The 25715-nt window shown below is 63.8% G+C and carries 28 protein-coding genes and 2 tRNA genes; 24 read left to right on the top strand and 6 right to left on the bottom strand.

Annotated features, from left to right (window positions below):
- Positions 1 to 680: 680 nt before the first annotated feature.
- A tRNA-Thr gene (locus NLM31_RS04590) sits at positions 681 to 755 on the bottom strand.
- Positions 756 to 1071: 316 nt separating this feature from the next.
- Between NLM31_RS04590 and NLM31_RS04595 the strand changes: the two genes are divergently transcribed.
- From NLM31_RS04595 to NLM31_RS04615, 5 genes are all read left to right on the top strand, one after another.
- Positions 1072 to 1254, top strand: coding sequence for a hypothetical protein (locus tag NLM31_RS04595; RefSeq protein WP_254191615.1), 183 nt, complete (start codon positions 1072 to 1074; stop codon positions 1252 to 1254).
- 46 nt (positions 1255 to 1300) lie between these two features.
- On the top strand, positions 1301 to 3007 hold the full coding sequence (locus NLM31_RS04600; RefSeq protein ID WP_254196135.1) for an FAD-dependent oxidoreductase: 1707 nt from the start codon (positions 1301 to 1303) through the stop codon (positions 3005 to 3007).
- 123 nt (positions 3008 to 3130) lie between these two features.
- Positions 3131 to 3439 carry an EthD family reductase gene (locus NLM31_RS04605; RefSeq protein ID WP_063985878.1) on the top strand — a complete coding sequence of 103 codons (309 nt, stop codon included), beginning with the start codon at positions 3131 to 3133 and terminating at the stop codon, positions 3437 to 3439.
- Positions 3440 to 3637: 198 nt separating this feature from the next.
- Positions 3638 to 4147, top strand: a complete 510-nt coding sequence (locus NLM31_RS04610; RefSeq protein ID WP_254128124.1) for a hypothetical protein — start codon at positions 3638 to 3640, stop codon at positions 4145 to 4147.
- A 27-nt stretch (positions 4148 to 4174) separates the two neighbouring features.
- The gene (locus NLM31_RS04615) at positions 4175 to 4999 is read left to right on the top strand and encodes an alpha/beta fold hydrolase (RefSeq protein WP_254191616.1); all 825 of its coding nucleotides are present in this window, start codon (positions 4175 to 4177) and stop codon (positions 4997 to 4999) included.
- A gap of 9 nt (positions 5000 to 5008) precedes the next feature.
- On the opposite strand, the gene NLM31_RS04620 is transcribed toward NLM31_RS04615, so the two are convergent.
- Entirely contained in the window at positions 5009 to 5650 is a 642-nt protein-coding gene (locus tag NLM31_RS04620; RefSeq protein WP_254191617.1) for a TetR/AcrR family transcriptional regulator, read from the bottom strand.
- Between the two features lie 84 nt (positions 5651 to 5734).
- Between NLM31_RS04620 and NLM31_RS04625 the strand changes: the two genes are divergently transcribed.
- From NLM31_RS04625 to NLM31_RS04670, 10 genes are all read left to right on the top strand, one after another.
- Positions 5735 to 6673, top strand: a complete 939-nt coding sequence (locus NLM31_RS04625) for an SDR family oxidoreductase (RefSeq protein ID WP_254191618.1) — start codon at positions 5735 to 5737, stop codon at positions 6671 to 6673.
- Between the two features lie 26 nt (positions 6674 to 6699).
- Positions 6700 to 7359, top strand: a complete 660-nt coding sequence (locus tag NLM31_RS04630; protein WP_254191619.1) for an NAD(P)H-binding protein — start codon at positions 6700 to 6702, stop codon at positions 7357 to 7359.
- A gap of 89 nt (positions 7360 to 7448) precedes the next feature.
- Positions 7449 to 7898, top strand: a complete 450-nt coding sequence (locus NLM31_RS04635; RefSeq protein ID WP_254128129.1) for a DUF2948 family protein — start codon at positions 7449 to 7451, stop codon at positions 7896 to 7898.
- 159 nt (positions 7899 to 8057) lie between these two features.
- On the top strand, positions 8058 to 9353 hold the full coding sequence (hisD, locus tag NLM31_RS04640; protein ID WP_254128130.1) for a histidinol dehydrogenase: 1296 nt from the start codon (positions 8058 to 8060) through the stop codon (positions 9351 to 9353).
- A complete protein-coding gene (locus NLM31_RS04645) occupies positions 9350 to 9847 on the top strand; it encodes a UPF0262 family protein (RefSeq protein ID WP_254128131.1) in 498 nt (165 codons plus the stop codon). The genes hisD and NLM31_RS04645 overlap by 4 nt, the downstream gene beginning before the upstream one ends.
- A 5-nt stretch (positions 9848 to 9852) precedes the next feature.
- On the top strand, positions 9853 to 10320 hold the full coding sequence (locus NLM31_RS04650; RefSeq protein ID WP_254128132.1) for a low molecular weight phosphatase family protein: 468 nt from the start codon (positions 9853 to 9855) through the stop codon (positions 10318 to 10320).
- A gap of 157 nt (positions 10321 to 10477) precedes the next feature.
- Entirely contained in the window at positions 10478 to 11107 is a 630-nt protein-coding gene (locus tag NLM31_RS04655; protein ID WP_148774643.1) for a Maf-like protein, read from the top strand.
- A gap of 126 nt (positions 11108 to 11233) precedes the next feature.
- Positions 11234 to 11416 (top strand): DNA gyrase inhibitor YacG, encoded by a 183-nt coding sequence (gene yacG / locus NLM31_RS04660; RefSeq protein ID WP_254135214.1) that lies wholly within the window; start codon positions 11234 to 11236, stop codon positions 11414 to 11416.
- Positions 11417 to 11602: 186 nt separating this feature from the next.
- Positions 11603 to 11678 (top strand) — tRNA-Phe (locus tag NLM31_RS04665).
- Positions 11679 to 11862: 184 nt separating this feature from the next.
- On the top strand, positions 11863 to 12066 hold the full coding sequence (locus NLM31_RS04670) for a hypothetical protein (RefSeq protein WP_254128133.1): 204 nt from the start codon (positions 11863 to 11865) through the stop codon (positions 12064 to 12066).
- Positions 12067 to 12110: 44 nt separating this feature from the next.
- On the opposite strand, the gene NLM31_RS04675 is transcribed toward NLM31_RS04670, so the two are convergent.
- Complete coding sequence (locus NLM31_RS04675; protein ID WP_254191620.1) at positions 12111 to 13337, bottom strand: cytochrome-c peroxidase; 1227 nt, start codon at positions 13335 to 13337, stop codon at positions 12111 to 12113.
- Positions 13338 to 13455: 118 nt separating this feature from the next.
- Between NLM31_RS04675 and NLM31_RS04680 the strand changes: the two genes are divergently transcribed.
- Positions 13456 to 15021, top strand: coding sequence for an acid phosphatase (locus NLM31_RS04680; protein WP_254191621.1), 1566 nt, complete (start codon positions 13456 to 13458; stop codon positions 15019 to 15021).
- A 318-nt stretch (positions 15022 to 15339) separates the two neighbouring features.
- Here the strand turns inward: NLM31_RS04680 and NLM31_RS04685 are convergent, their stop codons facing one another.
- A complete protein-coding gene (locus tag NLM31_RS04685; RefSeq protein ID WP_254128135.1) occupies positions 15340 to 15720 on the bottom strand; it encodes a hypothetical protein in 381 nt (126 codons plus the stop codon).
- Positions 15721 to 16039: 319 nt separating this feature from the next.
- Positions 16040 to 16936 carry a LysR substrate-binding domain-containing protein gene (locus NLM31_RS04690; protein ID WP_254128136.1) on the bottom strand — a complete coding sequence of 299 codons (897 nt, stop codon included), beginning with the start codon at positions 16934 to 16936 and terminating at the stop codon, positions 16040 to 16042.
- A 205-nt stretch (positions 16937 to 17141) separates the two neighbouring features.
- Between NLM31_RS04690 and NLM31_RS04695 the strand changes: the two genes are divergently transcribed.
- From NLM31_RS04695 to NLM31_RS04730, 8 genes are all read left to right on the top strand, one after another.
- Positions 17142 to 18476, top strand: coding sequence for a C4-dicarboxylate transporter DctA (locus NLM31_RS04695; RefSeq protein ID WP_254128137.1), 1335 nt, complete (start codon positions 17142 to 17144; stop codon positions 18474 to 18476).
- 24 nt (positions 18477 to 18500) lie between these two features.
- Positions 18501 to 19007 (top strand): ureidoglycolate lyase, encoded by a 507-nt coding sequence (locus NLM31_RS04700; protein ID WP_254128138.1) that lies wholly within the window; start codon positions 18501 to 18503, stop codon positions 19005 to 19007.
- A gap of 2 nt (positions 19008 to 19009) precedes the next feature.
- Positions 19010 to 19849: a bifunctional allantoicase/(S)-ureidoglycine aminohydrolase gene (locus NLM31_RS04705; protein ID WP_254128139.1), complete on the top strand. Its 840-nt coding sequence runs from the start codon at positions 19010 to 19012 to the stop codon at positions 19847 to 19849.
- Between the two features lie 584 nt (positions 19850 to 20433).
- Positions 20434 to 21375 (top strand): efflux RND transporter periplasmic adaptor subunit, encoded by a 942-nt coding sequence (locus NLM31_RS04710; RefSeq protein ID WP_254128140.1) that lies wholly within the window; start codon positions 20434 to 20436, stop codon positions 21373 to 21375.
- 19 nt (positions 21376 to 21394) lie between these two features.
- Positions 21395 to 22096 (top strand): ABC transporter ATP-binding protein, encoded by a 702-nt coding sequence (locus tag NLM31_RS04715; RefSeq protein WP_254128141.1) that lies wholly within the window; start codon positions 21395 to 21397, stop codon positions 22094 to 22096.
- Positions 22093 to 23253: an FtsX-like permease family protein gene (locus NLM31_RS04720; protein ID WP_254128142.1), complete on the top strand. Its 1161-nt coding sequence runs from the start codon at positions 22093 to 22095 to the stop codon at positions 23251 to 23253. Before NLM31_RS04715 ends, NLM31_RS04720 begins: the two co-directional genes overlap by 4 nt.
- 4 nt (positions 23254 to 23257) lie before the next feature.
- Complete coding sequence (locus tag NLM31_RS04725; RefSeq protein ID WP_254128143.1) at positions 23258 to 24445, top strand: ABC transporter permease; 1188 nt, start codon at positions 23258 to 23260, stop codon at positions 24443 to 24445.
- A gap of 188 nt (positions 24446 to 24633) precedes the next feature.
- On the top strand, positions 24634 to 24882 hold the full coding sequence (locus tag NLM31_RS04730) for a hypothetical protein (protein WP_254128144.1): 249 nt from the start codon (positions 24634 to 24636) through the stop codon (positions 24880 to 24882).
- Positions 24883 to 25032: 150 nt separating this feature from the next.
- On the opposite strand, the gene NLM31_RS04735 is transcribed toward NLM31_RS04730, so the two are convergent.
- A complete protein-coding gene (locus NLM31_RS04735; RefSeq protein ID WP_254128145.1) occupies positions 25033 to 25647 on the bottom strand; it encodes a hypothetical protein in 615 nt (204 codons plus the stop codon).
- Between the last annotated feature and the right edge of the window lie 68 nt (positions 25648 to 25715).

A 25715-nucleotide genomic window follows, 5' to 3' on the forward strand; every position in this document is an offset into this window, starting at 1 on the left:
CAGCCTCCCGCCAAACTCCCGTCAATCCCTTTCCCTAAAAATATTCCACTTTACCGAAATTCGGAATTGCGTCATTCTCTCTGCATCCCGGCCCGAGGAGAGGGGCGATCGTACGTCGTCACGAACGTGGGTTGGGGAAGCGGTGGACGCGGCAGCGCCGGCGCGGATGTGAGGGCAGGGCGGGCGGAGGATTGAGCCGACCCCCGTGAGCCCGTCGCAAGCCGTGTCGTACGAACGGCGCCTGTATCCGAAGACGCTCTGGGCCGAAGCCGGGCTTGTCCGGCGAAGCCCGCAGGGCGGAAACGGAATCGCTGCGTACGGCCAAACCGTGTGGTCTCGGCTGTCGTTGCTACAGCCAAGCTTTCGCGAGGATGCTTCGCCCCAACCGGGCGCGCTGCGTCACCTCTCGCGAAGTGACGGTGACAACTCAGAACTCGTCGCCGGGGAGAGCGCGGCATACGCCGTCAAACCACTGCGCAGGGAAGGCCGAGTGTTCGGCGTCACCTGTATGCTGCTGTGCGGTCTCCTTGCGCTACACTTTCGCGCAGCGGACCGCGGGTGCCCGTCGGCACCCGGTCTTCCCTGCGCCCTCTTCAGAAGAGGAGGGCAACGGAAACGAGCAAAACTCGGGCGCTGGATGCCGCGAGAATGTTGATTCATGCGCATTTCGAGAGATGGAATGGTGCTGCCAGACAGGATTGAACTGTCGACCTCTCCATTACCAATGGAGTGCTCTACCACTGAGCTACGGCAGCATGTGCTGGGATAAGAATCGGCCGCCCGAGGGGCCTACCAAGCGGGCCGATATCTGCCACAGGCCTCCCCGCTGTGCAAGCTTGCAAGGACGGCCAAAACGAGAAAATCGGGGCGATATCGGGGGTAATACGGCTGTTTTGGCCGGAAACGACCGACTTTCCGCCGATTTTGGTTCCATGTGCCCCGGCCAACTGGCCAGTTGGCCCGTGCGGCAGATTCGACCCATTTTGAGTTTCGCACGATCGGGACCGCGCGGGCCTCTTGAGCTGCCGCATTCTCTGGGCATGTTATCGCCAACCGCTGTATGGACCCGTGATGGCTGACGAGAACGACAGAAGCGCGAACCAGGCGAGGACCTCGCGGGACGACCGGCTGAAATCGGCGCTGCGGGAGAATCTCAAGCGGCGGAAGGTGCAGGCGCGCGAACGCGCCGCAAGTTCCGACCCCTCGCAAGTCGACGATGGTTCCCTAGATGAGGGGACCGCCGGGAAGACTTGAGATTCGAATCCCGCAGCTGGAATTTTTTGGAGTGCATGCAGTGACCATGGGGCACGACGATCTACATCAAGCCGATCGCGACGCGATGATGTCGCGGTTCACCCGCCCCGAGCAGACGTTTCCCGCGCTGTCGTCCGCCGAGATCGAGCGCATGCGGCATTTCGGCGAGGTCCGCACCTACCAGGACGGCGAGCTACTGTTCGAGACCGGCAAGCCCGGTCCGGGCATGTTCGTCGTGCTGAAGGGCCACGTCGCCATCACCCAGCGCGACGGGCTCGGTCATGTCGCGCCGCTGATCAACCAGGGGCCGGGGCAATTTCTGGCCGAGCTCAGCCAGCTCTCCGGCCGTCCGGCGCTGGTCGACGGCCGCGCCGAAGGCGATGTCGAGACACTGCTGCTGCCGCCGGAGCGCCTGCGCGCGCTGCTGGTGGCCGAAGCCGAGCTCGGCGAACGCATCATGCGTGCGCTGATCCTGCGCCGGGTCAATCTGCTCCAGGCCGGCGTCGGCGGCATCGTGCTGATCGGTCCGTCGCATTCGGTCGGCGTGGTCCGCCTGCAGGGCTTTCTCACCCGCAACGGCCAGCCGCATCATCTGCTCGATCCCGAGCGCGACCGCGACGCCGCGGAGGTGATCGCGCGCTATTCGCCAAAGCCCGAGGACTGGCCGCTGGTCGTCACGTCCGACGGCGCAGTGCTGCGCAATCCCGGTGAGACCGAGCTTGCGCGCGCGATCGGCATGATCGGCGGCCCGCGCAATGACCGCATCTACGACGTCGCGATCGTCGGCTGCGGACCGGCGGGGCTCGCGACCGCCGTGTATGCGGCCTCCGAAGGCTTGTCGGTCGCCGTGCTCGACACCCGCGCGTTTGGCGGCCAGGCCGGCGCCAGCGCGCGCATCGAAAACTACCTGGGCTTTCCGACCGGCATTTCCGGGCAGGCGCTGACCGCGCGCGCGTTCAACCAGGCGCAGAAGTTCGGCGCCGACATCATGATTCCCGTCACGGTGCAGTCGCTCGACTGTACGCGCAGGGATGGCGCGTTTGCGGTCGCGCTCGACGGCAGCGATCCCCTGCGCTCGCGCGCGGTGGTGGTCGCGAGCGGTGCGCGCTATCGCCGGCCTGATATCGCAAACCTCGACAAGTTCGAGGGCCGCGGCGTCTGGTACTGGGCCTCTCCGGTCGAGGCAAAGCTGTGTGCCGGCGAAGAGGTCGCCCTGGTCGGCGCCGGCAATTCGGCGGGGCAGGCAGCGGTGTTCCTGTCAGGACACGCCAAGAAGGTGCTTATGATTATTCGTGGCGGCGGCCTGGGCGCCAGCATGTCGCGCTATCTCATCGAGCGCATCGAGGCGACGCCGAACATCGAGCTGCTGTTCAACACCGAGATCACGGCGCTCGAAGGCGACGAGGCCTCGCTGCTGCGGCGCATCCGCTGGAAGAGCCGGCTGTCTGATGATGAGGAAACCGCCGACATCAAGAATCTCTTTCTGTTCGTCGGCGCCGATCCCGCCACCGGCTGGCTCGACGGCTGCGGCGTGACGCTCGATCGCGGCGGCTTCGTCGTCACGGGCGCGCAGTCCGAGCTGAACCAGGGCAAGCTGGTGGCGCCGCTGGAGACCTCCGTGCCCGGCGTCTACGCCGTCGGCGACGTCCGCTCCGGCTCGGTCAAGCGCGTCGGCGGCGCCATCGGCGAAGGCGCGCAGGTCGTAGCCTCCCTGCACGGCTATCTCGGCGACGCCGCAAAACCGGCGCTTTAGTCAAGCAGAAGACAAGCAGACGGTAAGTCGAATCCGGCTTGCCATCTTGCCGTGCGATGCCCGACTATCCCCTCGTCGCGAGGCCAATCGCGCGTGGAAACAAAGATTCAACGGGAGGACTAAATGGCCGAACTCGTCGTGCTCTACAAGACGCCCAAGGACGCTGCCGCCTTCGACAAGCATTATGCCGAGACCCACATTCCGCTCGCCAAGAAACTTCCCGGCCTGAAGAAATACGCCGTGAGCACGGGTGCGGTCGGCTCGCCCGCCGGACCGTCAGGCGTTCACCTCGTCGCCATTCTCAGCTTCGACAGCGTGGGCGATATCCAGAAGGCATTCGGCAGCGAAGCGGGCAAGGCGGCCGCAGGCGACGTGCCGAAATTCGCCAGTGGCGGTGCCGACCTCCTGATCTTCGACACCAAGGAAGTGTGATCGCGACGATCGATTCAACTTTCGTCGAAAGCTGCTGTCGTTTGTGACAGCCCTGCAAAAAATTCAGCCATGCGTTTGTCGATTCGCACGATGACGCATGGCTGCACGCACATGTGTGATCGTGCCGCATGTGGCAATCCAATGAGGACCGTAATACTAATCTTCTGACCTCAATGCTGAGCGTAGGAGAGAGATGCCATGGTTCTCGGGATGAGCCTGCAAGCCTTCACACTGGTCCATGTCATCATCAGCCTGATCGCCATCGCGGTCGGCCTGATCGTGATGTTCGGGCTGCTTGGCTCGAATCCGATGCCGGCCCTCACAGCGATCTTTCTTCTCTTCACCATCCTCACCAACGTCACCGGCCTGCTGTTTCCGTTCAAGGAGCTGCTGCCCTCGTACATCATCGCCGGCATCTCGCTGGTGCTGCTCGCGATCGCCTGCTTCGCGCTGTACGGCATGAAGCTCAGAGGCGCCTGGCGCCCGGTCTACATCGTGACCGCGATGATCTCGCTCTATTTCAACGTCTTCGTGCTGGTGATCCAGTCGTTTCTCAAGGTGCCGGCCCTGGCCGCGCTCGCACCGGCAGTGCCGCCGAATCCACCGGGTGGCCCGGTGTTCGCCGCGGTGCAGGGCATCGTGCTGGTGTTCTTCGTGATTGTCACCATCGGCGCTTGGCGTCGCTACAGGCCGGTGGCGTTCGCCTGATCGCATCTCGCTAAAGGAGTCCCGCAAATGCCCACCATCACCACCAAGGACGGCGTCGAGATCTTTTTCAAGGATTGGGGCTCGGGCCAGCCGATCGTGTTCAGCCATGGCTGGCCGCTGTCAGCCGACGACTGGGACGCGCAGATGATGTTCTTCGTCACCCGCGGCTATCGCGTCGTCGCCCATGACCGCCGCGGGCACGGCCGCTCGGCCCAGGTCGCCGACGGTCACGACATGGATCATTATGCCGACGATCTCGCGGCGGTGACCGCGCATCTCGACCTCAAGAACGCCATCCATGTCGGCCATTCCACCGGCGGCGGCGAGGTCGTGCACTACATCGCGCGCCACGGCGAGTCTCGCGTGGCGAAGGCCGCGATCCTCTCCGCAGTGCCACCGCTGATGGTGAAGACGGAAGCCAATCCCGGCGGTCTGCCCAAGGACGTGTTCGACGGCTTTCAGGCGGCACTCGCTGCCGGTCGCTCGGCGTTCTACCGCGACGTCGCTGCCGGACCCTTCTATGGCTACAACCGTCCCGGTGCAAAACCGTCGGAGGCGGTGATCCAGAACTGGTGGCGCCAGGGCATGATGGGCGGCGCGAAGGCGCATTACGACGGCATCGTCGCGTTCTCGCAGACCGATTTCACCGAGGATCTGAAGAAGATCAACGTGCCGGTGCTGGTGATGCACGGCGACGACGACCAGATCGTGCCTTACGCCGATTCCGCCCCGCTGTCGGCCAAGCTGCTCAAGAACGGCACGCTGAAAACCTACAAGGGCTTTCCGCACGGCATGCCGACCACGCACGCCGAAACCATCAACGCGGACCTGCTGGCGTTCTTCAAGGGCTGAGCGGGTCGCTCACGCCAGGATCGTTCTGATCGCATCGAAGGTCCGCTTGACGAAAGCCTCCGGCTTGTCGCGCGGGCCTTCGCTGAGCCAGCTCTCGCCGCCGACGCGCATCGCGCCGGTGGCGATCATGGCGACGAGACGGGCCTTCAACCGGTCCGACTTGCGGCCCGAGCGTTGCGCAAGCCCCTCCGCCAGCGCGCGCTCGAGTTTTTCGTATTTGAGCTGATCGCGGGCCTGCAGCGCGGGATTGTCGCGCTTGAGCCGCGACATCGCCGCCGCCTCGGTGGGATCGATCCGCTTCATCGCCGCAGCGATCGCATTCTCCGCCGCCGTCAGCATGGATTCGTCCGCCGGCCGCGCCAGGATTTCGGCGACAAGCGCCGCTGCCGCATCCTCCTGCCAGGCGGCGACCACGTCCTCCTTCGACGCGAAATAATGAAAAAAGCTCCGCCGCGACATGTCGGCCGCATCGGCGATGTCGTCGATCGTGGTGGCCTCGAAGCCGCGCTCCAGGAACAGGGCCATCGCCGCGCGCTTCAGCCGTTCGCGGGTTTCCTGCTGCTTGCGCTGGCGCAGGCCGGCGGCCGGCGGAGATTTCTCTCCGGCGTTCAGCGGCTTGGGGCGGTTCGCGGCGGGCTTCGAAGCCTTCAAATTATTTCACCTCTTGCAAACTTGCACTCAGTGCACATTTAGACCCGTCGCGGGCCTCGTTCCAGCCCTGAACGGAGATATGGCATGACCGACTGGACCACGGCAGACATCCCCTCGCTCAGCGGCAAGACCGTCGTCGTCACCGGGGCCACCGGCGGCCTCGGCTATGAGACGGCGCTGGCGCTGGCGGGCGCCGGAGCCATCGTCATACTGACAGGGCGCAACGACGCAAAGGGGCTGCGGGCGATCGAAGGCATTTGCGCGCAGTTTCCCAACGCCCTGATCGCCTATGAGCATCTCGACCTCGCCAGCCTGGCGTCGGTCGCCGATTTCGCCCGGCGTTTTGCCGCCAGCAACGACCAGCTCGACCTCCTCGTCAACAATGCCGGCGTGATGGCGCTGCCGAAACGGCTTGAGACCGAGGATGGTTTCGAGATGCAGCTCGGCACCAATTATCTCGGCCATTACGCCCTGACGGCCCGCCTGCTGCCGCAGCTCCGCCGCGCCAAGGGGCCGCGGATCGTCAACCTCTCCAGCCTCGCGCATCGCACCGGCGCGATCCATTTCGATGATCTGCAGAGCCAGCGGTCCTATCGTCCCTGGCGCGCCTACTGCCAGTCCAAGCTCGCAATGCTGATGTTCTCGCTCGAATTGCAGCGGCGCAGCGATGCGGCCGGCTGGGGCCTGCGGAGTGTTGCCGCGCATCCCGGCTACGCGCGCACCGATCTCATTCCGAACGGTCCGGGCACCAACAGCTTCCAGTCGCGCGTGAGCCGGTGGCTCCAGCCCTTCATCAGCCAGTCCGCGGCGGAAGGCGCGCTGCCGACCCTGTTCGCGGCGACCTCGCCGGCCGCGGAGCCCGGCGGCTATTACGGCCCCAACTGGTTCTACGAATTGAAGGGGCCGCCGGTCGAGGCGCGGATCATGCCGCGGGCGAAGGATTTCGCGTCGGCGGCCAAGCTGTGGGATGTCTCGGCGACGCTGACCGGTGTATCCTTCGACGCGATCGCGGCCGCCGCATGAGCCGTGATCCCGGCGGGGACGTTCCGATGCGTGTCATCATTTTCGGCGCGACCGGCATGGTCGGGCAGGGTGTGTTGCGTGAATGTCTGGTCGATGCCGGTGTCGCGCATGTGCTCGTGGTCGGACGCAGTCCAATCGGCGTGCGCAATTCCAAGCTGACCGAGATCATCCACGACGATTTCACCGACTATTCGAAGATCGAGGCGCAACTCGCAGGCTATGATGCCTGCTTCTTCTGCCTCGGCGTTTCCTCGATCGGCATGAGCGAGGACCACTACCGCCATCTCACCTACGACATCACGCTCGCGGCGGCGGCGACGCTGGCGCGGCTCAATCCGCAGATGACCTTCACCTATGTCACCGGCGCCGGCACCGATTCCACTGAGAAGGGTTCGCGGATGTGGGCGCGCGTCAAGGGCAAGACCGAGAACGATCTGCTCAAGCTGCCGTTCAAGGCCGCCTACATGTTCCGGCCCGGCGCGATCCAGCCCCTGCACGGAATCCGCTCGAAGACGGCCTGGGTGCAAGCGGTCTACGACGTGACCTGGCCGCTGTGGTCGGTGCTGCGCCGGATCTCGCCCGGGCTCGTCACCTCGACCGAGCAGATGGGGCGCGCCATGATCCATGTGGCCAGGGTTGGCTATCCCAGGAGAGTGCTAGAGATGAACGATATCAATAGCCTCTAGTCGGTCGTCCACGCGGCCGCTAGTTTGCGCGGAAATTTCGGCAGCCCCGCGCGTTGAGCCGTATCAGCCCTCGAGGAGAAGTGTCGGTGATGTCTCCCCAGCTCAAACTGATCGCGCTCGATGCGGACGATCTCGCGGTGATCTCCACCCATGTGCAGGATGCCCGGGTGCAGCCTTCCGACATCATCTGGCGGCAGGGCGAGAAGCGCCTGGTGGTCGGGATGAGCCGGCTGGACTGGGAGCAGACGCTGGCGGGCGAGGCCGAGCCGCGTCGGCTGGTGTCAGCGCTTCGCTTCGACCGCGTGCTCGCCTGCAAGTCGCGCAACATCGATCTCGCGACGCCTGAGGCGGTCCTGGACCTCGTTGGTATCGAGTTTCATCCCCAGGACGGTCGCGATGAGGAGCCTGGCGGCAGCGCGCTCTTGCTGTTCGCCCAGGGCGGCGCCATCCGCCTCGACGTCGAATGCCTGGAATGCGAGCTGACCGATTTGGGCGCGGACGAACTGGGAACGGGGCTGGCGATCGAGGGAGAGGGGTGAGGTTGCCTGTATACCAGCCGAGCCGGCGCGGGCCCTCGCCGGAACGGCAGCTTCCAAAGGGGCTGCCAAGGGTTGACGCAGCTTTCCCGCCGCGCCATTGAGCAGGGGGGCCGGTAAGCCGGACCGCGCCCCCTAAAACCAGCAGAAGCCAAGCCCAAAATGCCCGTTCGTCTCGACCGCAGCAGCGCCGATTTTGACCAGCGATTCGCGGCCTTCCTCGCCGCCAAGCGCGAGGTCTCGGCCGATGTCGAGGCGGCCGCGCGCGCCATCGTCGACGACGTCGCCAAGCGGGGCGATGCCGCGCTGCTCGAGGCGACCGCAAAGTTCGATCGGCTGAGGCTGGACGCCTCCGGCCTGCGCATCTCGGCGGCCGAGATCGAAGCTGCGACAAAGGCCTGCGATGCGGCGACGCTGGATGCGCTGAAACTCGCGCGTGACCGGATCGAGACTTACCATCGTCGCCAGCTCCCGAAGGACGAGCGCTTCACCGACCCGCTCGGGGTCGAGCTCGGCTGGCGTTACTCAGCAATCGAATCGGCCGGCCTCTACGTGCCCGGCGGCACTGCGGCCTATCCGTCGTCGGTGCTGATGAACGCGGTGCCTGCAAAAGTCGCCGGCGTCTCGCGCCTCGTGATGGTGGTGCCGTCGCCCGACGGCAAGCTCAATCCGCTGGTGCTGGCGGCAGCCCATCTCGGCGGCGTCAGCGAGATCTACCGCGTCGGCGGCGCGCAGGCCGTGGCCGCGCTCGCTTATGGGACCGCGACGATTGCGCCGGTCGCCAAGATCGTCGGTCCCGGCAATGCCTATGTCGCCGCCGCAAAGCGGTTGGTCTTCGGCAAGGTTGGCATCGACATGATCGCCGGCCCCTCCGAGGTGCTGGTGATTGCCGACGACACCGGCAATGCCGACTGGATCGCCGCCGATCTGCTGGCGCAAGCCGAGCATGACGCCAGCGCGCAATCGATCCTGATCACTGACTCGGCGCGCCTTGCCGCCGATGTCGAGAAGGCGGTCGAAGCGCAGCTCAAGACGCTGCCGCGCGCCGGGATTGCCGGCAAGTCCTGGGCCGATTTCGGCGCCATCATCATGGTGAAGTCTCTCGCTGACGCCATTCCGCTCGCCGATGCAATCGCCGCCGAGCATCTCGAGATCATGACCGGCGATCCCGATGCGCTTGCTGCAAAGATCCGTAACGCCGGTGCTGTCTTCCTCGGCGCGCATACGCCGGAGGCGATCGGCGATTATGTCGGCGGCTCCAACCACGTGCTGCCGACGGCGCGCTCGGCGCGATTCTCCTCAGGACTCGGGGTCGCCGATTTCATGAAGCGCACCTCGATCCTGAAATGCGGCCCGGACCAGCTGCGTGCGCTGGGACCTGCCGCAATGACGCTCGGACAAGCGGAGGGGTTGGATGCCCATTCGCGCTCGATTGGATTGCGCCTCAATCTGTCATGACCCAGCCGCCCGAACAGGACGACTCGACCAATCGCATCGTCGCGGTCACCCTCGACGAAGACTCGATCGGCCGTTCCGGGCCCGACATCGAGCATGAGCGCGCGATCGCGATCTACGATCTGATCGAGCAGAACCTGTTCGCGCCAGATGGTTCGGACGGCAAGGGGCCGTTCACGCTGCACATCGGCATCACCGGCAGCCGGCTGATGTTCGACATCCGCCGCGAGGACGGCACGCCCGTGGTCGCGCATCTGTTGTCGCTGACGCCGTTCCGACGGATCGTGAAGGATTATTTCATGATCTGCGACAGCTACTACCAGGCGATCCGCACCGCGACCCCGGACAAGATCGAGGCGATCGACATGGGCCGCCGCGGCATCCATGACGAGGGCTCGCGTACGCTGCAGGAGCGGCTGAAGGGCAAGGTACGGGTCGATTTCGAGACCTCGCGCCGGCTGTTCACGCTCATCACCGTTCTGCACTGGAAGGGCTAAGTGCGATGGCGGGTCCGCCACGCACACGCGATCCGCAATCGGTGCTGTTTGCCTGCGCCATGAACAGCGTGCGCTCTCCGATGGCCGAGAGCCTGTTGCGGCACATGTTCCCGCAGGGCCTCTACGTGAAATCGGCCGGCGCCAGAAAAGGCGAGCTCGATCCGTTCGCGGTGGCCGTGATGGCCGAGCTCGGCCAGGACATCTCCATCCACAAGCCGCAGACCTTCGAGGAGCTGGAGGACTGGGAGGGGTTGAATTTCGACCTCATCATCACGCTCTCGCCGGAAGCGCACCACAAGGCGCTGGAGCTGACCCGCACGCTCGCCGCCGACGTCGAATACTGGCCGACGCATGACCCCACCACCATGGAGGGCAGCCGCGACCAGAAGCTCGCGGCCTATCGCGAGGTCTGCGACCAGCTGCTGATGCGGATCCGCCGGCGTTTCGCCAAGGTCGGCGCGGCGAGCGGGTAGTATGGGGCCGACGTAACACCCGCGTCACAGACTAAGGGCACACGCATGTCGGACACCTCGAATCACCAAAGTCCGGGTTCCCGGGTTGTGAAATCAGCCCTCGTCCGATAGGTTCCGCGCGCAATTCACCTCCTGCCTCGACCCCCAAAATCACCTGATGCTCGGCCGCCCCAAATTCGTTCTTGCCTCCGGTTCGCCGCGACGCCTGTCGCTGCTCAACCAGGCCGGCATCGACCCGGACGCGCTCCGGCCGGCCGATGTCGACGAGACGCCGAAGCGGGGCGAGCTGCCGCGCGCCTGCGCCAACCGTCTGGCGCGGGCCAAGGCCGATGCGGCGCTGAAATCGGTGCAACTGGACGACGAGCTGCGCGGCGCCTTCATCCTGTCGGCCGATACGGTCGTGGCGGTCGGCCGCCGCATCCTGCCCAAGGCCAATCTGGTGGACGAGGCCGCGCAGTGCCTGCGGCTGCTGTCGGGCCGCAACCACCGCGTCTACACCGCGATCACCCTGGTGACGCCGCGCGAGGCGTTCCGCCAGCGCCTGGTCGAGACCCGCGTCCGCTTCAAGCGCCTGTCGGAAGACGACATCCAGGCCTATATCGGCTCCGGCGAATGGCGCGGCAAAGCCGGCGGCTACGCCGTGCAGGGCATCGCGGGCTCATTCGTGGTGAAGATGGTGGGCTCCTACACCAACGTCGTCGGCCTGCCGCTCTACGAGACCACGACGCTGCTCGGCGGCGAAGGCTTTCCGATCCGCTTCGGCTGGCTCAACGCCACCGCCGTCTGACAAAAAACGCGAAAACAACCCCATGCACAGTAGAAGCGGGTGGGGACGCGCTTGCGCCCCCGTCGCAGGAACCCGTTTGCCGAAGGGCACTTGAACCTCGTCACCGCGTGTACAGCTATCCCGACCATGGACGACCACGTCAAAAAGCCCGCCTCGCCCCTCAAAACCTGCCCGATCTGCGGCAAGCCGCAGGTGGAGGCCACCCGTCCGTTCTGCTCGTCGCGCTGCCGCGACGTCGACCTGAACCGCTGGCTGAAAGGTTCCTACGTCATCCCCGGCCGGGATGATGAGGTGGACGATATCGAATAACTCAGTAATATCAATCGGTTGAAGAGGAATTGAGTGCGGAGCCCGCCCGCCGCGACAAGCCCGCCCCACCTTGTGCACAGTTGGGCCGCGCCCCATCAAGCCGAGGGTGAAGCGTGGGTAGACAGGCCGCTGTGAGCCCACTATAAACCGCCCGCTCGATGGGCTTTGGCCCCTCTCGTGGAGCACGCCCAGGTAGCTCAGTTGGTAGAGCATGCGACTGAAAATCGCAGTGTCGGTGGTTCGATTCCGCCCCTGGGCACCATTCCCACGCTGAAGCGTGAACTTCTCAAATTTCTTCGACCTGGAGAAAGTCGCTTCGCGCGACAAGGTCTTTCCATGTCCAGCGCCCTCAAGCTCTGTCCAGAATGGCTTGAGGAGCTTAGGCTGCGCCGGCGGTGCGTATGCCGCCCAAATCTATTCGGGACATCTTACGAGAGGTGACGACCATGGATGCCGACAAGGCCATTGCATTGATCTCTGCGGCCGGCATGGAACTCACCGACCGGCGCCGCAACGGTGCGGATAATGGGTGGACGCTCAGTTTCTCCAACGGCGCCACCCTCGAAGTCGGGGACAAGGGGGAGGTGTCCGCTTCCGGCAAGGGAGCCGACGCGGTCGCAAACCTTCTCGGTCTCGGCAGCAAAACCTGAGCTGCGAGCTGAAGAACGGCGACGAACGGGCTCTTCTGAGCTTCTCACTTCGTTGGCTCATATCCGTCGGTCAGCGCACCAAGGAAGGCGACGACATCGTCGATGTCAGTCGCGTTCAAGGCCGGCGCATCGCCGGCCTTGCGGTCAAACGGCGGCTCCATGTTGACATTGGCCTTGGGCCTGTCGGGCAGGTCGTCATATTTGTCGATGCTGCCGTCGGCTTTGCGCGGATACCAAAGTTCGGGCCGGGTTTCCCGCTCGACGTAGAACCGCACCGCGTCCCGTAACGAATGTACGGCGCCGTTGTGAAAGAAGGTCCGGCGGAGCGCGACATTGCGGAGCGTCGACGTACGGAAGAGACCGCAATAATCCTCGCGCTTCAGGAAGTCGGTGCGCAGGGGGCCACACAAACCGAGATCGAAATAGCCCGGGTCCTTGTTGGCGGGAATGTCGCGATTGCGCGGGACGCCGAGTGCAATCAGTCCGTAGTCCGTGAACTGCGGCGGGGTGCCATCATTGCCTCGTTTGCTGATGTGGCAGGACGCGCAATTGCCCTTGTCCGGCGCATTGAACAATTCGAGCCCGCGCGCTTCCTGAGCGGTGAGCTCAGCCTTTCCAGCCAGCACCGCGTCATATTTGCTCGAATAGGGATAAAAGGTTCGGTGGTCCTGCTGGTAGACCTCGAGCGCCTTGAGGGCCGTCTTGTAAACCGCGGCTGGATTGGCAACGGCTTTGGCCCCGGCAATGGCAGCGATAGCCTTGCCGTGCCCCGCAGCGAGCACCCGGCGAGCCACCTCAGTTTCATCCCGATTGCCCATCTCGAAATCCGAGAGCAGGGGAATCCTGGCCTGATCGGCACCACGGTCGACCCGTCCATCCCAGGTGAGGCCTCCTGTCGGGCCATTGTCGATGCTTTCGTCGGCCTCGTCCTCGGAATCATGGAAATGCTCGGTGAAGGACGGCACCACCTGCAGGTATTTCAGGGAGGGAACCGCTCGCGCGCCAGGTTGCTGCATGTCGCCACCGCCCAACTGGACCGCGCGGTCGTTGGCAGGGCCGAAAGCGTGCGCGGGATCGTGGCAGGATGAACAGGAGAGTTTCCCCGATCCCGAGAGCGACGGATCGAAAAACAGGGCCTGACCCAAAGCCCCGAGTCGCTCGGCCTGCCGACGCGCCTGGCTACGTGACATCTCAGCACTGGTCCGGGCCGGACCAACGGTCGAAGCCGCGAGGACGATCACAGCTGCGAAAACCCAATGCTCAATCCGCATATTGCAAACCGGGTTGATCCTTGGACATCTTCATGGCGATCCGAACGTGCCTTCGGCGAGCGTCTGCGCTATGACGAACGGAACGATAGCAACAATCAGGCTGAAGCAGGGGGCTTGGATGCTGGCGAAATCAGCGGTTTTCCTTTGTGCGTCGAGTGTCGTCATCGGTGCGTTCGGTCCGGCGCTGGCAGCGGGTAACGGACCGGGCCCCCAGAAGAATGCCGCCGACGATCTGACATTGATCGACACGGTGGTGGTGATTTACGCCGAGAACCGCAGCTTCGACAATCTCTATGGCAGTTTCCCGGGCGCGAACGGCGTGGCGAAGGCGCCCGCCTGGACGCGGACGCAGCGCGATCGTGATGGCAAACCGTTCCGTGAATTGCCGCCGATCTGGGACGGCCTGACTGCAAAGGGCGTGACGCCACCGGTCACCCAGGCCCAGACCGAACATCTGCCCAATCGTCCCTACTATCTGGACGATCCGAAGGGCTTCAATCTCAGCTACGGCACCATTACGCACGACCTCTGGCATCGCTTCTATCAGAACCAGATGCAGATCAATGGCGGGCGTAACGACAGATTCGTCGCTCATGCCGACTCGGGCGCGCTCGTGATGAGCCTCTGGGACGGATCGAAGATGGCGATGTGGAAGGTTGCCCAGAAATACGTGCTGGCCGACAATTTCTTCATGGGCGCGTTCGGCGGCTCCTTCCTCAACCACCAATGGCTGGTCTGCGCCTGCATCCCGACCTATCCCAAGGCCGACACCAGTCCCGCCAAGCCGTCGATCTCCGTGGTCGAGGCTGATGGCGTGACCTTGAAGGAAGCCGCCAACTCGCCGAAGTCGGCGATGGACGGCATTCCGAAATATGTCAGCGACGGCAATCTCACGCCCGACTTCTACGCCGTGAACACCATGCAGCCACCCTATCAGCCGAGCGGCAACGAACCGGCGAAGGACGGCGACAAGGCTTATGCGGATCCCATGAAGCCGACGACGCTGCCGCCGCAGACCGAACCGACGATCGGGGACATGCTCAGCCTCAAGCGTGTCAGCTGGGCCTGGTATGGCGGCGCTTGGCAGGACGTGCTGGATCACGGCAACAAGTCGCCGGTCCCGTTCTTTCAGTATCACCATCAGGCTTTCAACTATTATGCCAGCTTCGCCCCCGGCACTGCGGCGCGTGCCGAGCATCTGCGCGACGGCGGCCTGGCGGGCACCGAATTCATCAAGGCGATCGACGACGGCAAGCTGCCGCAGGTCACTTTCTACAAGCCGCAGGGCGATCTCAATGAGCATTCGGGCTATGCCGATATCCAGGCCGGCGACGCCCATATCGCCGACGTGGTCGCGCATCTCGAAAAGAGCCCGCAATGGTCGCATATGCTGGTCATCGTGACCTATGACGAGAATGGCGGCCTGTGGGATCACGTACCGCCGCCGAAGGGCGACCGCTGGGGTCCGGGCTCCCGCATTCCCGCCATCATCATTTCTCCCTATGCGCGCCGCGGCTATGTCGACCACACGCCGATGGACACGACCTCGATCCTGCGCTTCATCACGCGCCGCTTCGAGTTGCCGACCCTGCACGGCATCACCGTGCGTGACACCGCAATCGCCGCTCGCAAGCAGACGCCGCTCGGCGACCTGACCAGCGCACTCGTGCTCAAGGAGAAGTGAGGCGAAGTGGCCTCCTGGCCGACCGCAACCGTTGCCCCGTGCCTTAGCCGGACGACGGACTAGGTGTGATCCGAAGAAATGCGAGCGGCTTTCCGAAGAGATTATGCGCAAGTAACAACCTGATGGTTGCGTGTGACTTCTTCCCGGGGCACGATGGCTCTTCTGAAAGCCCGATCTTCAAGAGCGGTCAGGCATCAAAAGCTGATCCGCTGCTCAGCCTTTTCCGTTGGTTCAAGTATCGTAGCGCGAGCTCGTGCGCGCAGAAACGAAACCGGCGGGCTCTTAATAAGAGCCCGCCGGTTTGTTTAGGTGCTAAAATCAGTCCTTGCGTTGAAGTCCTGTAATCTTCCAGCCAAGCGCGTCAATTGCAGCAAGGTGGTAGTCGAGCGTCTGCTTCTCGTCAGAAGCGGGCGAGTGCGTCGTTGAGCCATTCTGAGGCTGGGGCTTGTTCAGTCCCAGCTTCTTCGCGTGCTTCACTTCGGCTTCCTCGATCGCGCGGACAATGCGCTGAATATGCTTACTGTCCACACGCGCGGGGTTCTTCTCGTTGAGAAGCTGACTGACGAACGGTCCACTAAAGTCGAGCGTGTCGCCAATCTCGGCCAGCGTGAAGAGGCTGCGGAAGCGCCTGAGGCGATCACGAAGATCCTTTTTAAGAGGACCATTCTTCTCGTCCTGATACTTGGGGTCGAAGTCCATTCAATATCCTTTCGTTCTGAAATGCCCCGGCCAGTCCGGAGCGTGACGTACATATACGCTTACAAATTCAACAAATCAACCAAAATCGAATACTTTGTTGTAAATATTTTCAAGATGATCGTCGGGCCAATTGGCGGGTACGAATCTTTTCGCCCGAGGCAGCCTGAGCTCGTTCGGTTAGGAAGCTGGGTACGGCGCTATTCTGCGGTATCAAGAAGATCGACGGTGCAACGGATTACTGACACGGTACAGTCAAGCTTTTGGGCACCAAGGCTCGTTCGATACGTGATCTTCAGTCGCAAATTCGACGGCTCATTCGCTACCCCACCCTTTTCCTCTGGCTCAGATACCTCAGCGCGAGCTTGATGAAATTGTGCACCACCATCGAGGTCTCGTCCGCTCGGTACACCAGGAACACGTCGGCTGCAGGCGGTGAGGGCCTGATGGGGCGGAACGCGATATCGGCGGTCGTGAAGCGCGCGATCGACTGCGGCACCAGCGCGACGCCGAAGCCGGCTGCGATCAGGCTCGGGATCGACTGCGCGTCGACGACCTGCTGGGACACTTTCGGCAGGAAGCCGGCATCGACACAGCAGGTCTGAATATAGCGCGCGAAGTCGGAGCTGTTGGGATCGAGGACGACGTGATCCTCCGACGCCAGATCGCCGAGCGCGACGCGCTTGCGCTTCGCCAAGGGGTGGGTGCGAGGCACGGCGAGAACGACCTCTTCGCGCCACGCCAGCTTGCTGGTCAGGTCGCGCTCGGTGGGAACGCCGCGAATGAGCGAGATGTTGGTGGTCCGGTTGAGCAGGGCCGCGATCTGTCGCGCCGGCGCCTGCTCATGCACCGTCATCCTCACCAATGGCGCAACCTCACGGTAGGCCGCGAGCAGCTCGGCAAGTCGGCCGCGCAGGATGGAGCCGGTTGCGCCGAGATCCAGCGTTCCGACCAGGCCGGCGCCGATCGAGCGTACTTCGTCTTCCGCCGACTTGACCTGTTGCAGGATCGCGCGCCCGCGCGACAGCATTGCTTCACCGGCCTGCGTCAGCTCGACCTTGCGGCTCGTCCTGTAGAGCAAGGGGGTGCCGAGCTCGGCCTCGAGCGCCTGGATGTGCTGGCTCAGCGGCGGCTGCGAGAGGTTCAGCCGCCGGGCGGCGAGGGTGAAGCTGCGCTCTTCGGCCACCGCGATGAAGTACCTGACCTGGCGAAGATCCATAGTGAAAACCTATCAATCGTGTCGTTCTATATATTGGACTTGATGTCGCACCTGGTCAACGAATGACCGATGGCGCCTTCGTCCGCGTGCAAGGGGCGAATGGCTCCGTACGCAGCGGCGTGACGCCGCTGCCAAATGACAAGAATGGCGAAAGGCTCAAGCCGACCAAGCCAGACAGACAAAAGCCCAGCGAGCGAGGAAAGCCATGCCCAACATCTTCAAGTCACTCTTCTTCCAGGTTGTCGTCGCACTCGCGCTCGGCATTGCGCTCGGCATGGCCTATCCTGATACGGCCCTGCAGATGAAGCCGCTCGGCGACGGCTTCATCAAGCTGATCAAGATGCTGGTGCCCGTCATCGTGTTCTGCGTTGTGGTGCAGGGAATTTCCGCGGCCGGAGACCTTTCGAAGGTCGGCAGGGTCGGCATCCGCGCGCTGCTCTATTTCGAGATCGTCACCACAATCGCCTTGGTGTTCGGCATTGCGCTCGCCTATTACTTCCAGCCCGGCGCCGGAATGAACATCGATCCATCGACGCTGGATGCCAAAGCGCTCAGCGGATTCAGTCAGACCGCGGCTCAGGTTGCCGGCGGCGGCGTCTCCGAATTCCTGATGAAGCTGATCCCCTCCACGATCGTCGGCGCGTTCAGCTCCGGTGATGTCCTGCAAGTCCTGATCGTCTCGATCATGTTCGGTTGCGCAGTGTCATTGTGCGGCGAGCGCGCACGGCCGGTCGTCGATTTCATCGAGCGCGTGAACGAGATCATCTTCAAGATGATGAACTTCGTCGTCCGGCTTGCCCCGATCGGTGTGTTCGGAGCGATCGCCTTCACCGTCGGCAAGTACGGCATCGGTTCGCTCAAGCAGCTCGGTGGCCTCGTCGGCTTGTTCTATCTGGCCGTGGTCCTCTTCGTGGTGATCGTCCTCGGAACGATCATGCGGCTGTCCGGCTTCAGCCTGTTCAAGCTGCTCGGCTATTTGCGCGAGGAGCTGATGATCGTGCTCGGCACGGCCGCCGGCGACAGCGTGCTGCCGCAGACCATGCGCAAGCTCGAGCAGCTCGGAATCAAGCGGTCGACCGTCGGTCTCGTCATCCCGACCGGCTATTCGTTCAACCTGGATGCGTTCTCGATCTACCTGACCCTGGCGGCGGTCTTCATTGCGCAGGCGACCAACACGCCGCTCGCCCTGGGCGACCTTCTGGCGATCCTCGGCGTCGCATTGCTCACCTCCAAGGGTGCCCACGGCGTCCCGGGCTCGGCCATCGTCGTCCTCGCCGCGACGCTGTCGGCGATCCCGGCCATTCCGGCAATCGGACTGGTGCTGATCTTGTCGGTGGACTGGTTTATCGGTATCGCTCGCGCGCTCGGCAATTATGTCGGAAACTGCGTCGCGACGGTCGTTGTCGCCGCATGGGAAGGCGATCTCGATCGCGCCAAGGCGCATCGCATCCTGAATGGCGAGATCGTTCCCCAGGGCGAGACCTCGCAGGCCGAGCCCGATGGTGCGGATGCTCCCGTCGCGGGTCTGCAACCGCTTTGAGCGCGGAAACTTTTGAGGTTGACGATGGCTTCACTTTCGATTGAACCGCTGACGAAGCAGGCGTTCGCGCCGTTCGGCGAGGTGATCGAAACGGACGGGGCGGTCCCCCTGTCGATCAACCAGGGCTTTGCGAAGCGTTTCAACGACCTCGCAAGCATCGACGTCACCGCGGAAGGCGGACAGACCAACATCAGCTGGTTTGCCGCCTCGCTGCGTCCCGCGCCGATTGCGATCCGCCTGATGGAGCGTCATCCGCTCGGGAGCCAGCTGTTCATGCCGCTTAACGGCGCGGAGTGGCTGGTCGTCGTTTGCACCGACCCACGCAATGCCGCGAGCTATCGGGCGTTCACAGCGACCGGGCACCAGGGCGTGAACTATGCGCGCAACTGCTGGCACCACCCGCTCCTGGTGCTCAAGGAGGCAAGCCCTTTCCTTGTCGTCGACCGCAAGGGCGGTGGCAACAATCTCGAAGAATATTGGCTGGACGAGACCATGCAGCTCGATCTGATGCCCGAACGACACGAGGCCTGACGATGTCATCGCGAACCTATCATGTCCCGCAGGGCGGTCTGCCGCCGCAGACGGATCTTCTCAGCGGCCGCGCGGTCTTTACGACCGCCTACGCCGTCATTCCCAACAGCGTGCAGCGCGATATCGTCGTCAGTCATCTGCCGCACTGGGACAACACCCGTGTCTGGGTTTTGGCGCGGCCGCTCTCGGGCTTCGCCGAGACGTTCTCGCATTACCTGATGGACATCGCTCCGAATGGCGGTAGCGAAATCCCTGAGCCCGAGAAGGACGCCGAAGGTGCGCTGTTCGTCGCGGGCGGGCAAGTCACGCTCAAGTTGGCAGGCAAGGACAGAGAGCTGAAAGCCGGCGGCTTCGCCTATGTGCCGCCCGGGTGCGGATGGAGCCTGCGCAATCGCGGCCCAGGCCCGGCCAAGCTGCACTGGATCCGCAAGCTGTATCAACGCGTTCCGGGATTGGCCGAGCCCGAGGCGATCGTGACCAACGAAGACTCGATTGCGCCGGTGCCGATGCCTGATACGGAGGGACGATGGGCCACCACGCGCTTCATCGATCCTTCGGACATGCGCTATGACATGCACATCAACATCGTGACATTCGAGCCGGGGGCGACCATCCCCTTCACCGAGACGCACGTCATGGAGCACGGGCTGTACGTGCTCGAAGGCAAGGCGGTCTACCGCCTCAATCGCGATTGGGTGGAGGTCGAGGCCGGCGACTATATGTGGCTGCGCGCGTTCTGCCCGCAGGCCTGCTACGCAGGCGGCCCCGGCCGGTTCCGCTATCTGCTCTACAAGGACGTCAACCGCCACATGAATCTGCGGCAGGGTGCGCCGCTGATTTAGTCTTGCGTACATTGGCCGCCCGCTCGATGGGCCCTGGCCTTCTCTTTGGGGGGCTTCCCTCAGCACGCCCAGGTCGTTCAGTTGGGAGAGCATGCGACTAAAATTCGCAGTGTCGCTGCTTTTCTCAAACGTTGTCGCATCAATGAGGCCAAGGCAAACCGGCCTGACGCCGACTGAATTGTGCCGCGACGCACTCAGCCGGTCGGCCGCAACGGCATCGGACACCGACGAGAATTTCAGAATCGGCCGATCCGGCCAGGAATCGGCTAGCCGAATTCTGCATCGGGCGAGAACGAACCTGCCGCGCGCGATAGATCTTCTTTGCTCGAAGGGATGTCGGAGTTGAGCCGATGCAGTCAAACGCCGACTCACCGAAGCGAGACCACCTAATAGTTGCGGCAGAAGATTGCTCATGCCAAGGATGTGTTGCATAATATCGACTGTCCTACTCGGGGGCCTGTGGTCGGATGGATGACAGGACGCGATCGTTACGCTCGCTCGTCATCGAACGGTCCCCACCGGCCGGGCCTTCGTTGCGGCGGAAAAAAAGTTGGCTGCTGCCAGCCTTCGGGATTTTGGTCTCAGTGCTTGTGCTGGGAGGCGGCACGGTGCTTTGGCTCGGCGGTTTGTCGCCGTCCGCGCAGGCGCCGGCTGCCGAGGTCCCATCCACCCAGGTCGCACAACAGGAGCGTCCAGCCCAATCGGTCGCGACCGGTGCGGGCGGCCTGATCGCGTCGGGCTACGTGGTGGCACGCCGCAAGGCCACGGTCGCGGCCGAGGTCACGGGCAAGGTCGTCGAACTCCTGGTCGACGAGGGCATGGTGGTGGAGGCCGGCCAGGTTCTCGCCAGGCTCGACGATGTCCTGGCCGACAAGGACTACGCGCTGGCGCAGGCGCGCGCCGAGGCCTCCGAAGCGGCCATGGCCGCGATTGCCGCCGATCTGGCCGACGCCGAGCGAATCCTCAATCGAACCCAGACGCTGTCGGGAAAGAATTATGCCACCGAAGCCGACCTGACCAAGTCGCAGGCTCGAGCCGGCGTGCTGCGGGCCCAGCTCCGCCAGGCGGAGGCCCAGCTTGCGGCGGCCCGGCTCGAGGCCCAGCGCTTTGGCGAGGTGCTCGGCAAGCACCGGATCCGCGCTCCGTTCGCCGGTATCGTGGTCGACCGCAGCGCGCAACCCGGCGAGATGATCTCGCCGCTGTCGGCCGGCGGCGGCTTCACCCGCACCGGCATCTGCACCATCGTCGACATGGACTCGATCGAGATCGAGGTTGACGTCAACGAAGCCTCGATCGGCCGCTTGCATGCCGGCACCCGCGTCGAAGCCGTGCTCGATGCCTATCCGGACTGGCGCATCCCTGGCGCCGTCATCGCCATCGTGCCAACCGCCAATCGCGAGAAGGCGACCGTGAAGGTCCGTGTCGGCATGGATGTGAAGGACAGGCGCGTTCTGCCGGACATGGCGATCAAGGTGACATTCGTGGAAGACGGCGCGCCCGCCACGGCGCGCTCCGATCCTCCTTAAGCGCGCGGGAGCAAGACCCATGTTATCGCCAACCGATCCGATGATTGGCATCGTCGATTTGTCCAAGCGGTTCACCAAGGGGAAGGAGACGATCACCATCTTCGATGGTCTCAACCTTGCCATTCCGCGCGGAGATTTCGTCGCCGTGATGGGACCGTCGGGGTCCGGCAAGACCACCCTGCTCAATCTGCTCGGTGGCATTGATCGGTCCGACGCAGGCGGGATCGAAGTCGCCGGTGAACGCCTTGACCGCCTGTCCGAGAGCGAACTCTCGCGCTGGCGGGCATCGCATATCGGCTTCATCTTCCAGTTCTACAATCTGATGCCGATGCTGACCGCGGCGCAGAATGTCGAATTGCCGCTGCTGCTGACGCGGCTCGGCCGCAAGGAGCGGCGCCAGCGGGTCGAGACCGCGCTCGGCGTGGTCGGGCTCGCCGACCGGGTCAAGCACTATCCCAAGGAAATGTCGGGTGGGCAGCAGCAGCGCGTCGCCATTGCGCGCGCCATCGTCTCCGATCCGGCGCTGCTGTTGTGTGACGAGCCGACCGGAGATCTCGATCGCGCCACCGCCGACGAGGTCCTGTCGATCCTGCAAGTGCTCAACCGCGATCTCGGCAAGACCATCGTGATGGTGACCCACGACCCGGCGGCGGCGCAATACGCCAAGCGATCGCTGCATCTCGACAAGGGCCACTTCATCGAGAAGGAACTCGCGGCGTGAACGACCTGGTCCTGATCCGCAAGAATCTGTTCCGCCGGAAATTGCGGGCCATCCTGATGATGGTCTCGATCCTGATCGCCTTTGCGATCTTCGGTGTGCTGGCGAGCTTCGAGCGCGCCTTCAACGCCGGCCAGGACCGCGCCACGCCCGACCGCCTGGTGGTCCTCAACAAGATCAACTTCACCCAGCCCTTGCCGATTTCCTATTACAATCGCGTCGCCGCCATCGACGGCGTCGCCCAGATCACCCACTTCAGCTGGTTCGGGGGCTATTACCAGGAGCCAAGGAACTTTATCGCGGCCTTTGCGGTCGACCCGCAGAACTGGATGAAGCTTCGCGACAGCGACTTCGTGTTTTCTCCCGAGGCGCGCGCGGCCTTCATCCGCGAGCGCACCGGCGTTCTGGTCGGGGCGCGCATGATGGAGAAGTGGGGCTGGAAGGTCGGTGATCATATTCCGATCTCGAGCAGCGTCTGGTCCCAGAAGAACGGCTCGCACGCCTGGGACTTCATCATCGTTGGCAGCTTCACCGCCCGCATTCCGCAGGCTGACACCAACGTCATGCTGATGGGCTACGACTATTTCAACGAGACCCGCTCGTTCGGCAAGGACCTGATCAACTGGCTGGCGCTGCGCACCACGTCTGTGGCCGCGAACGAGCGCGTGACCAATGCCATCGACGCGATGTTTGCCAACTCTCCCTATGAGACGACGACCGACAGCGAAAAGGCCTTCAACAAGGCATTCGCCGCCCAACTCGGCAACATCGCGCTGATCGTCGAGCTGGTGGTCGGGGCGGCCTTCGTGACGATCCTGATGATCGTCGGCAACACCATGGTGATGACGGTGCGCGAGCGCACGCGCGAGATCGGCGTGCTGAAGACGCTAGGTTTTTCCGGTGGTCGCATCCTGCGCATGGTGCTCGGCGAATCGATCCTGCTGGCGCTGCTCGGCGGGCTGCCCGGATTAGGCGTTGCGCTTCTTCTGATCACGCGAGTGCGGGACAGCCTGATGAGCTTCGTTCCGACGTTGTCGCTATACCCCGATATCGCCGCGGCGGCAGTCGGGCTGATGGTCGTATTCGGTATCATCACAGGCCTGGTGCCGGCGCTCAACGCCATGCGCCTCAACATCGTCACCGCGCTGGGACGGAGCTGACCCGATGCGCTCGATCTTCCTGCAGATCCTGGCGGTCACCACCATCAATCTCAAGAGTCTGCCGCAGCGCCTGTGGCTGTCGCTGGCGACGGTGATCGCGGTCGGCCTCGTCGTCACGGTACTCTTGGCGTTTCTTTCCATGGCCAACGGATTCCGCCGCACCATCGCGGATTCCGGCGCGGAGGATGTCGCCGTTGTGTTGCGCAGCGGCGCGGTTTCGGAGATCAACAGTGTCGTCCTGCGCGACCAGGTCCGGCTGATCGAGGACGGTCCCGGCATTGCCAGGGGATCCGACGGCAAGCCGCAGACGTCCGCCGAGCTCTATCTGACGGTCAATGGGATCAAGCGCAGCACCGGGACCAAGGCGAGCCTGCCGCTGCGCGGCCTCGGCCCGCAGGGCCCCGCGCTGCGTCGTGGCGTCGTCATGACCGCCGGCCGGATGTTCAATCCGGGCAGCAACGAGATCATCGTCGGCAGGGCGCTGGGCAAGGAATTCGAGGGTTTCGAGCTCGACCAGACGGTGACCTTCAACAATACGCGGTGGACGGTGGTCGGAATCTTCGGCGCCGACGGCAGCGTGTTCGAATCGGAGATCTGGGCCGATCTGCCGGTGCTGCAGAGCCTGTTCAAGCGCGCCGGCTCGGTCCAGACCGTCCGCGCGCGGCTGACCAGCCCGGCCGCGACCGAGACGTTGCGCGCATACAGCGACAACGATCCGCGCCTCAAGCTCGACGTGATGTCGGAGGCCGCCTATTTCGCCCAGCAGGCGTCGAATACGTCGGACCTGATCCAGAAGCTCGGCTGGCCCCTGGCGATCGCGATGGCATTTGGCTCGCTCGCTGGCGCGCTCAACACCATGTATTCCTCGGTCGCGGCACGGGCGACCGAGATCGCGACCCTGCGCGCCATCGGGTTCGGCGGCTTCTCGACATTCATCGGCACGATGGTCGAGTCGCTGATCCTGGCCGCGGTCGGCGGCGTGATCGGGGCCGCAGCCACCTATCTCGTCTTTGACGGCTTCACGGCCTCGACGATGGGTGCAAGCTTCAGCCAGGTGGTGTTCAACTTCCAGCTCAGTCCGCGGCTGATCGGTCAGGGCCTGCTGCTCGCGCTCGTGGTCGGCCTGATCGGCGGACTGTTTCCCGCTCTCCGCGCCGCCCGCATGCCGATCGTCACCGGGCTCTATGGCTGATTGCTCTCCGCGCCTTTCGGCTTAAGCGTCAGATCTTGATCAAGCCGGTTCCGCCGACACGAGGGCATTGCGAAGCGCTTGGTTAATTCCGGAACCGGATTCCGCTCGCCCCTTGCTGGCACTCCGCTTGCTCAGTTGGCACCAAAGCCAGGCCTCAGCAGGGAGGCCGTGTCAGGTTGAGGCAAGTTATGCAGGAAGTGTCCCGTTCTGGTGCTGATGGAGAAATTCGGCTCGACGCGTTGATCGCCGATTTGTGGTGGCGCGTCCGGCTGCTTAACACCGACCTCCTCGAGGAGGAGGCAAGGGCCGGGGTGTTCGACGCGCAGCAGCCGTCCTATCCGGCGCTCGCGGCGAACCTTCGCGCACGACGCGACAATCTGGTCTCGACGATCGGCGTGCTCGAGCAGCGTGCAAGATCAGCGTCGGAAGCGGCCTGAGAACGTCTCCGCCTCACGCCGGATACCGACGGCACGCCGGGCGAACCCGAGGTGACGGCACTCCCAATGCATGCCCGAACCGCGGGCGGTCGAGCTCGCGTGCAAAATCACTGAGTTGAGAGCGCCGTCACCGCAGCTTGTTGGGTCTCGTTACATCGGGGGGACGATGCCGTTGGCGCCGACGATGACGAAGCCCGCGGTAAGCGTGCCGTCAGTGCCGCGTTCGGTGGGTACGAACACGGTGGTGCCTGGCTTCAGGTCCGCCGCAGTCGCGGGCGCCAGGGTGACGACGACCGTGCCGTCCGCAACGGAAATCTTCTTGTCCTTTCCGTTGACCTTCACCGTGACCTCATGCCCATCGACTTCCTTCACGGCATTCGAGACGGTGGCATTGGTCATCGTGCTCTGGGGCTTCAGATCCCAGGGATAGCTGCCCTCGCCGGTGCCTTTCATGGCCGCCGGGAAAATGAGAACTTCAACGGCGCCGTCGCCACCCTTTGATTTGGGCAATGAAGCGATGCCCACGAAATCGCCGGGCTTGATGTCTTCGACGGACGCCTTCGCGACGGCCATGACCTTGACGGCGGCGGCCAATGCGATCGCTGTCGATGCGCCCTCGCGGGTCTTGACGGTCATTTTCGATCCGTCCGTCGCCTCGATCACGCCGCGAACGCGCACGGCGTCTGCCGCGATGGCCGCACCATTGAAGCCATTGAGGATCACGATCCCGAAGCCCAGCGCTGCGGCAGTCAATTTCCAATTCATAATTCTTCCCTCTGATGATGGATCATCATGGGCAGCTACGTTCTGCTTGCCGGAATGTTACGGATCGG

Origin of the sequence: Bradyrhizobium sp. CCGUVB4N (assembly GCF_024199945.1) — a bacterium.
Taxonomy (GTDB): Bacteria; Pseudomonadota; Alphaproteobacteria; order Rhizobiales; family Xanthobacteraceae; genus Bradyrhizobium.

Excerpts from the sequence above, each read along its gene's own strand:
- NLM31_RS04600 (WP_254196135.1), top strand. The coding sequence starts at position 1,301 with ATGGGGCACGACGATCTACATCAAGCCGATCGCGACGCGATGATGTCG.
- NLM31_RS04725 (WP_254128143.1), top strand. The coding sequence starts at position 23,258 with ATGCGCTCGATCTTCCTGCAGATCCTGGCGGTCACCACCATCAATCTC.
- NLM31_RS04735 (WP_254128145.1), bottom strand. The coding sequence starts at position 25,647 with ATGAATTGGAAATTGACTGCCGCAGCGCTGGGCTTCGGGATCGTGATC.
- NLM31_RS04685 (WP_254128135.1), bottom strand. The coding sequence starts at position 15,720 with ATGGACTTCGACCCCAAGTATCAGGACGAGAAGAATGGTCCTCTTAAA.
- NLM31_RS04635 (WP_254128129.1), top strand. The coding sequence starts at position 7,449 with ATGTCTCCCCAGCTCAAACTGATCGCGCTCGATGCGGACGATCTCGCG.
- NLM31_RS04595 (WP_254191615.1), top strand. The coding sequence starts at position 1,072 with ATGGCTGACGAGAACGACAGAAGCGCGAACCAGGCGAGGACCTCGCGG.
- NLM31_RS04705 (WP_254128139.1), top strand. The coding sequence starts at position 19,010 with ATGTCATCGCGAACCTATCATGTCCCGCAGGGCGGTCTGCCGCCGCAG.
- NLM31_RS04650 (WP_254128132.1), top strand. The coding sequence starts at position 9,853 with ATGGCGGGTCCGCCACGCACACGCGATCCGCAATCGGTGCTGTTTGCC.
- yacG (WP_254135214.1), top strand. The coding sequence starts at position 11,234 with ATGGACGACCACGTCAAAAAGCCCGCCTCGCCCCTCAAAACCTGCCCG.
- NLM31_RS04630 (WP_254191619.1), top strand. The coding sequence starts at position 6,700 with ATGCGTGTCATCATTTTCGGCGCGACCGGCATGGTCGGGCAGGGTGTG.
- NLM31_RS04690 (WP_254128136.1), bottom strand. The coding sequence starts at position 16,936 with ATGGATCTTCGCCAGGTCAGGTACTTCATCGCGGTGGCCGAAGAGCGC.
- NLM31_RS04615 (WP_254191616.1), top strand. The coding sequence starts at position 4,175 with ATGCCCACCATCACCACCAAGGACGGCGTCGAGATCTTTTTCAAGGAT.
- NLM31_RS04605 (WP_063985878.1), top strand. The coding sequence starts at position 3,131 with ATGGCCGAACTCGTCGTGCTCTACAAGACGCCCAAGGACGCTGCCGCC.
- hisD (WP_254128130.1), top strand. The coding sequence starts at position 8,058 with ATGCCCGTTCGTCTCGACCGCAGCAGCGCCGATTTTGACCAGCGATTC.
- NLM31_RS04715 (WP_254128141.1), top strand. The coding sequence starts at position 21,395 with ATGTTATCGCCAACCGATCCGATGATTGGCATCGTCGATTTGTCCAAG.
- NLM31_RS04625 (WP_254191618.1), top strand. The coding sequence starts at position 5,735 with ATGACCGACTGGACCACGGCAGACATCCCCTCGCTCAGCGGCAAGACC.
- NLM31_RS04655 (WP_148774643.1), top strand. The coding sequence starts at position 10,478 with ATGCTCGGCCGCCCCAAATTCGTTCTTGCCTCCGGTTCGCCGCGACGC.
- NLM31_RS04645 (WP_254128131.1), top strand. The coding sequence starts at position 9,350 with ATGACCCAGCCGCCCGAACAGGACGACTCGACCAATCGCATCGTCGCG.
- NLM31_RS04670 (WP_254128133.1), top strand. The coding sequence starts at position 11,863 with ATGGATGCCGACAAGGCCATTGCATTGATCTCTGCGGCCGGCATGGAA.
- NLM31_RS04680 (WP_254191621.1), top strand. The coding sequence starts at position 13,456 with ATGCTGGCGAAATCAGCGGTTTTCCTTTGTGCGTCGAGTGTCGTCATC.
- NLM31_RS04610 (WP_254128124.1), top strand. The coding sequence starts at position 3,638 with ATGGTTCTCGGGATGAGCCTGCAAGCCTTCACACTGGTCCATGTCATC.
- NLM31_RS04730 (WP_254128144.1), top strand. The coding sequence starts at position 24,634 with ATGCAGGAAGTGTCCCGTTCTGGTGCTGATGGAGAAATTCGGCTCGAC.
- NLM31_RS04675 (WP_254191620.1), bottom strand. The coding sequence starts at position 13,337 with ATGCGGATTGAGCATTGGGTTTTCGCAGCTGTGATCGTCCTCGCGGCT.
- NLM31_RS04700 (WP_254128138.1), top strand. The coding sequence starts at position 18,501 with ATGGCTTCACTTTCGATTGAACCGCTGACGAAGCAGGCGTTCGCGCCG.
- NLM31_RS04695 (WP_254128137.1), top strand. The coding sequence starts at position 17,142 with ATGCCCAACATCTTCAAGTCACTCTTCTTCCAGGTTGTCGTCGCACTC.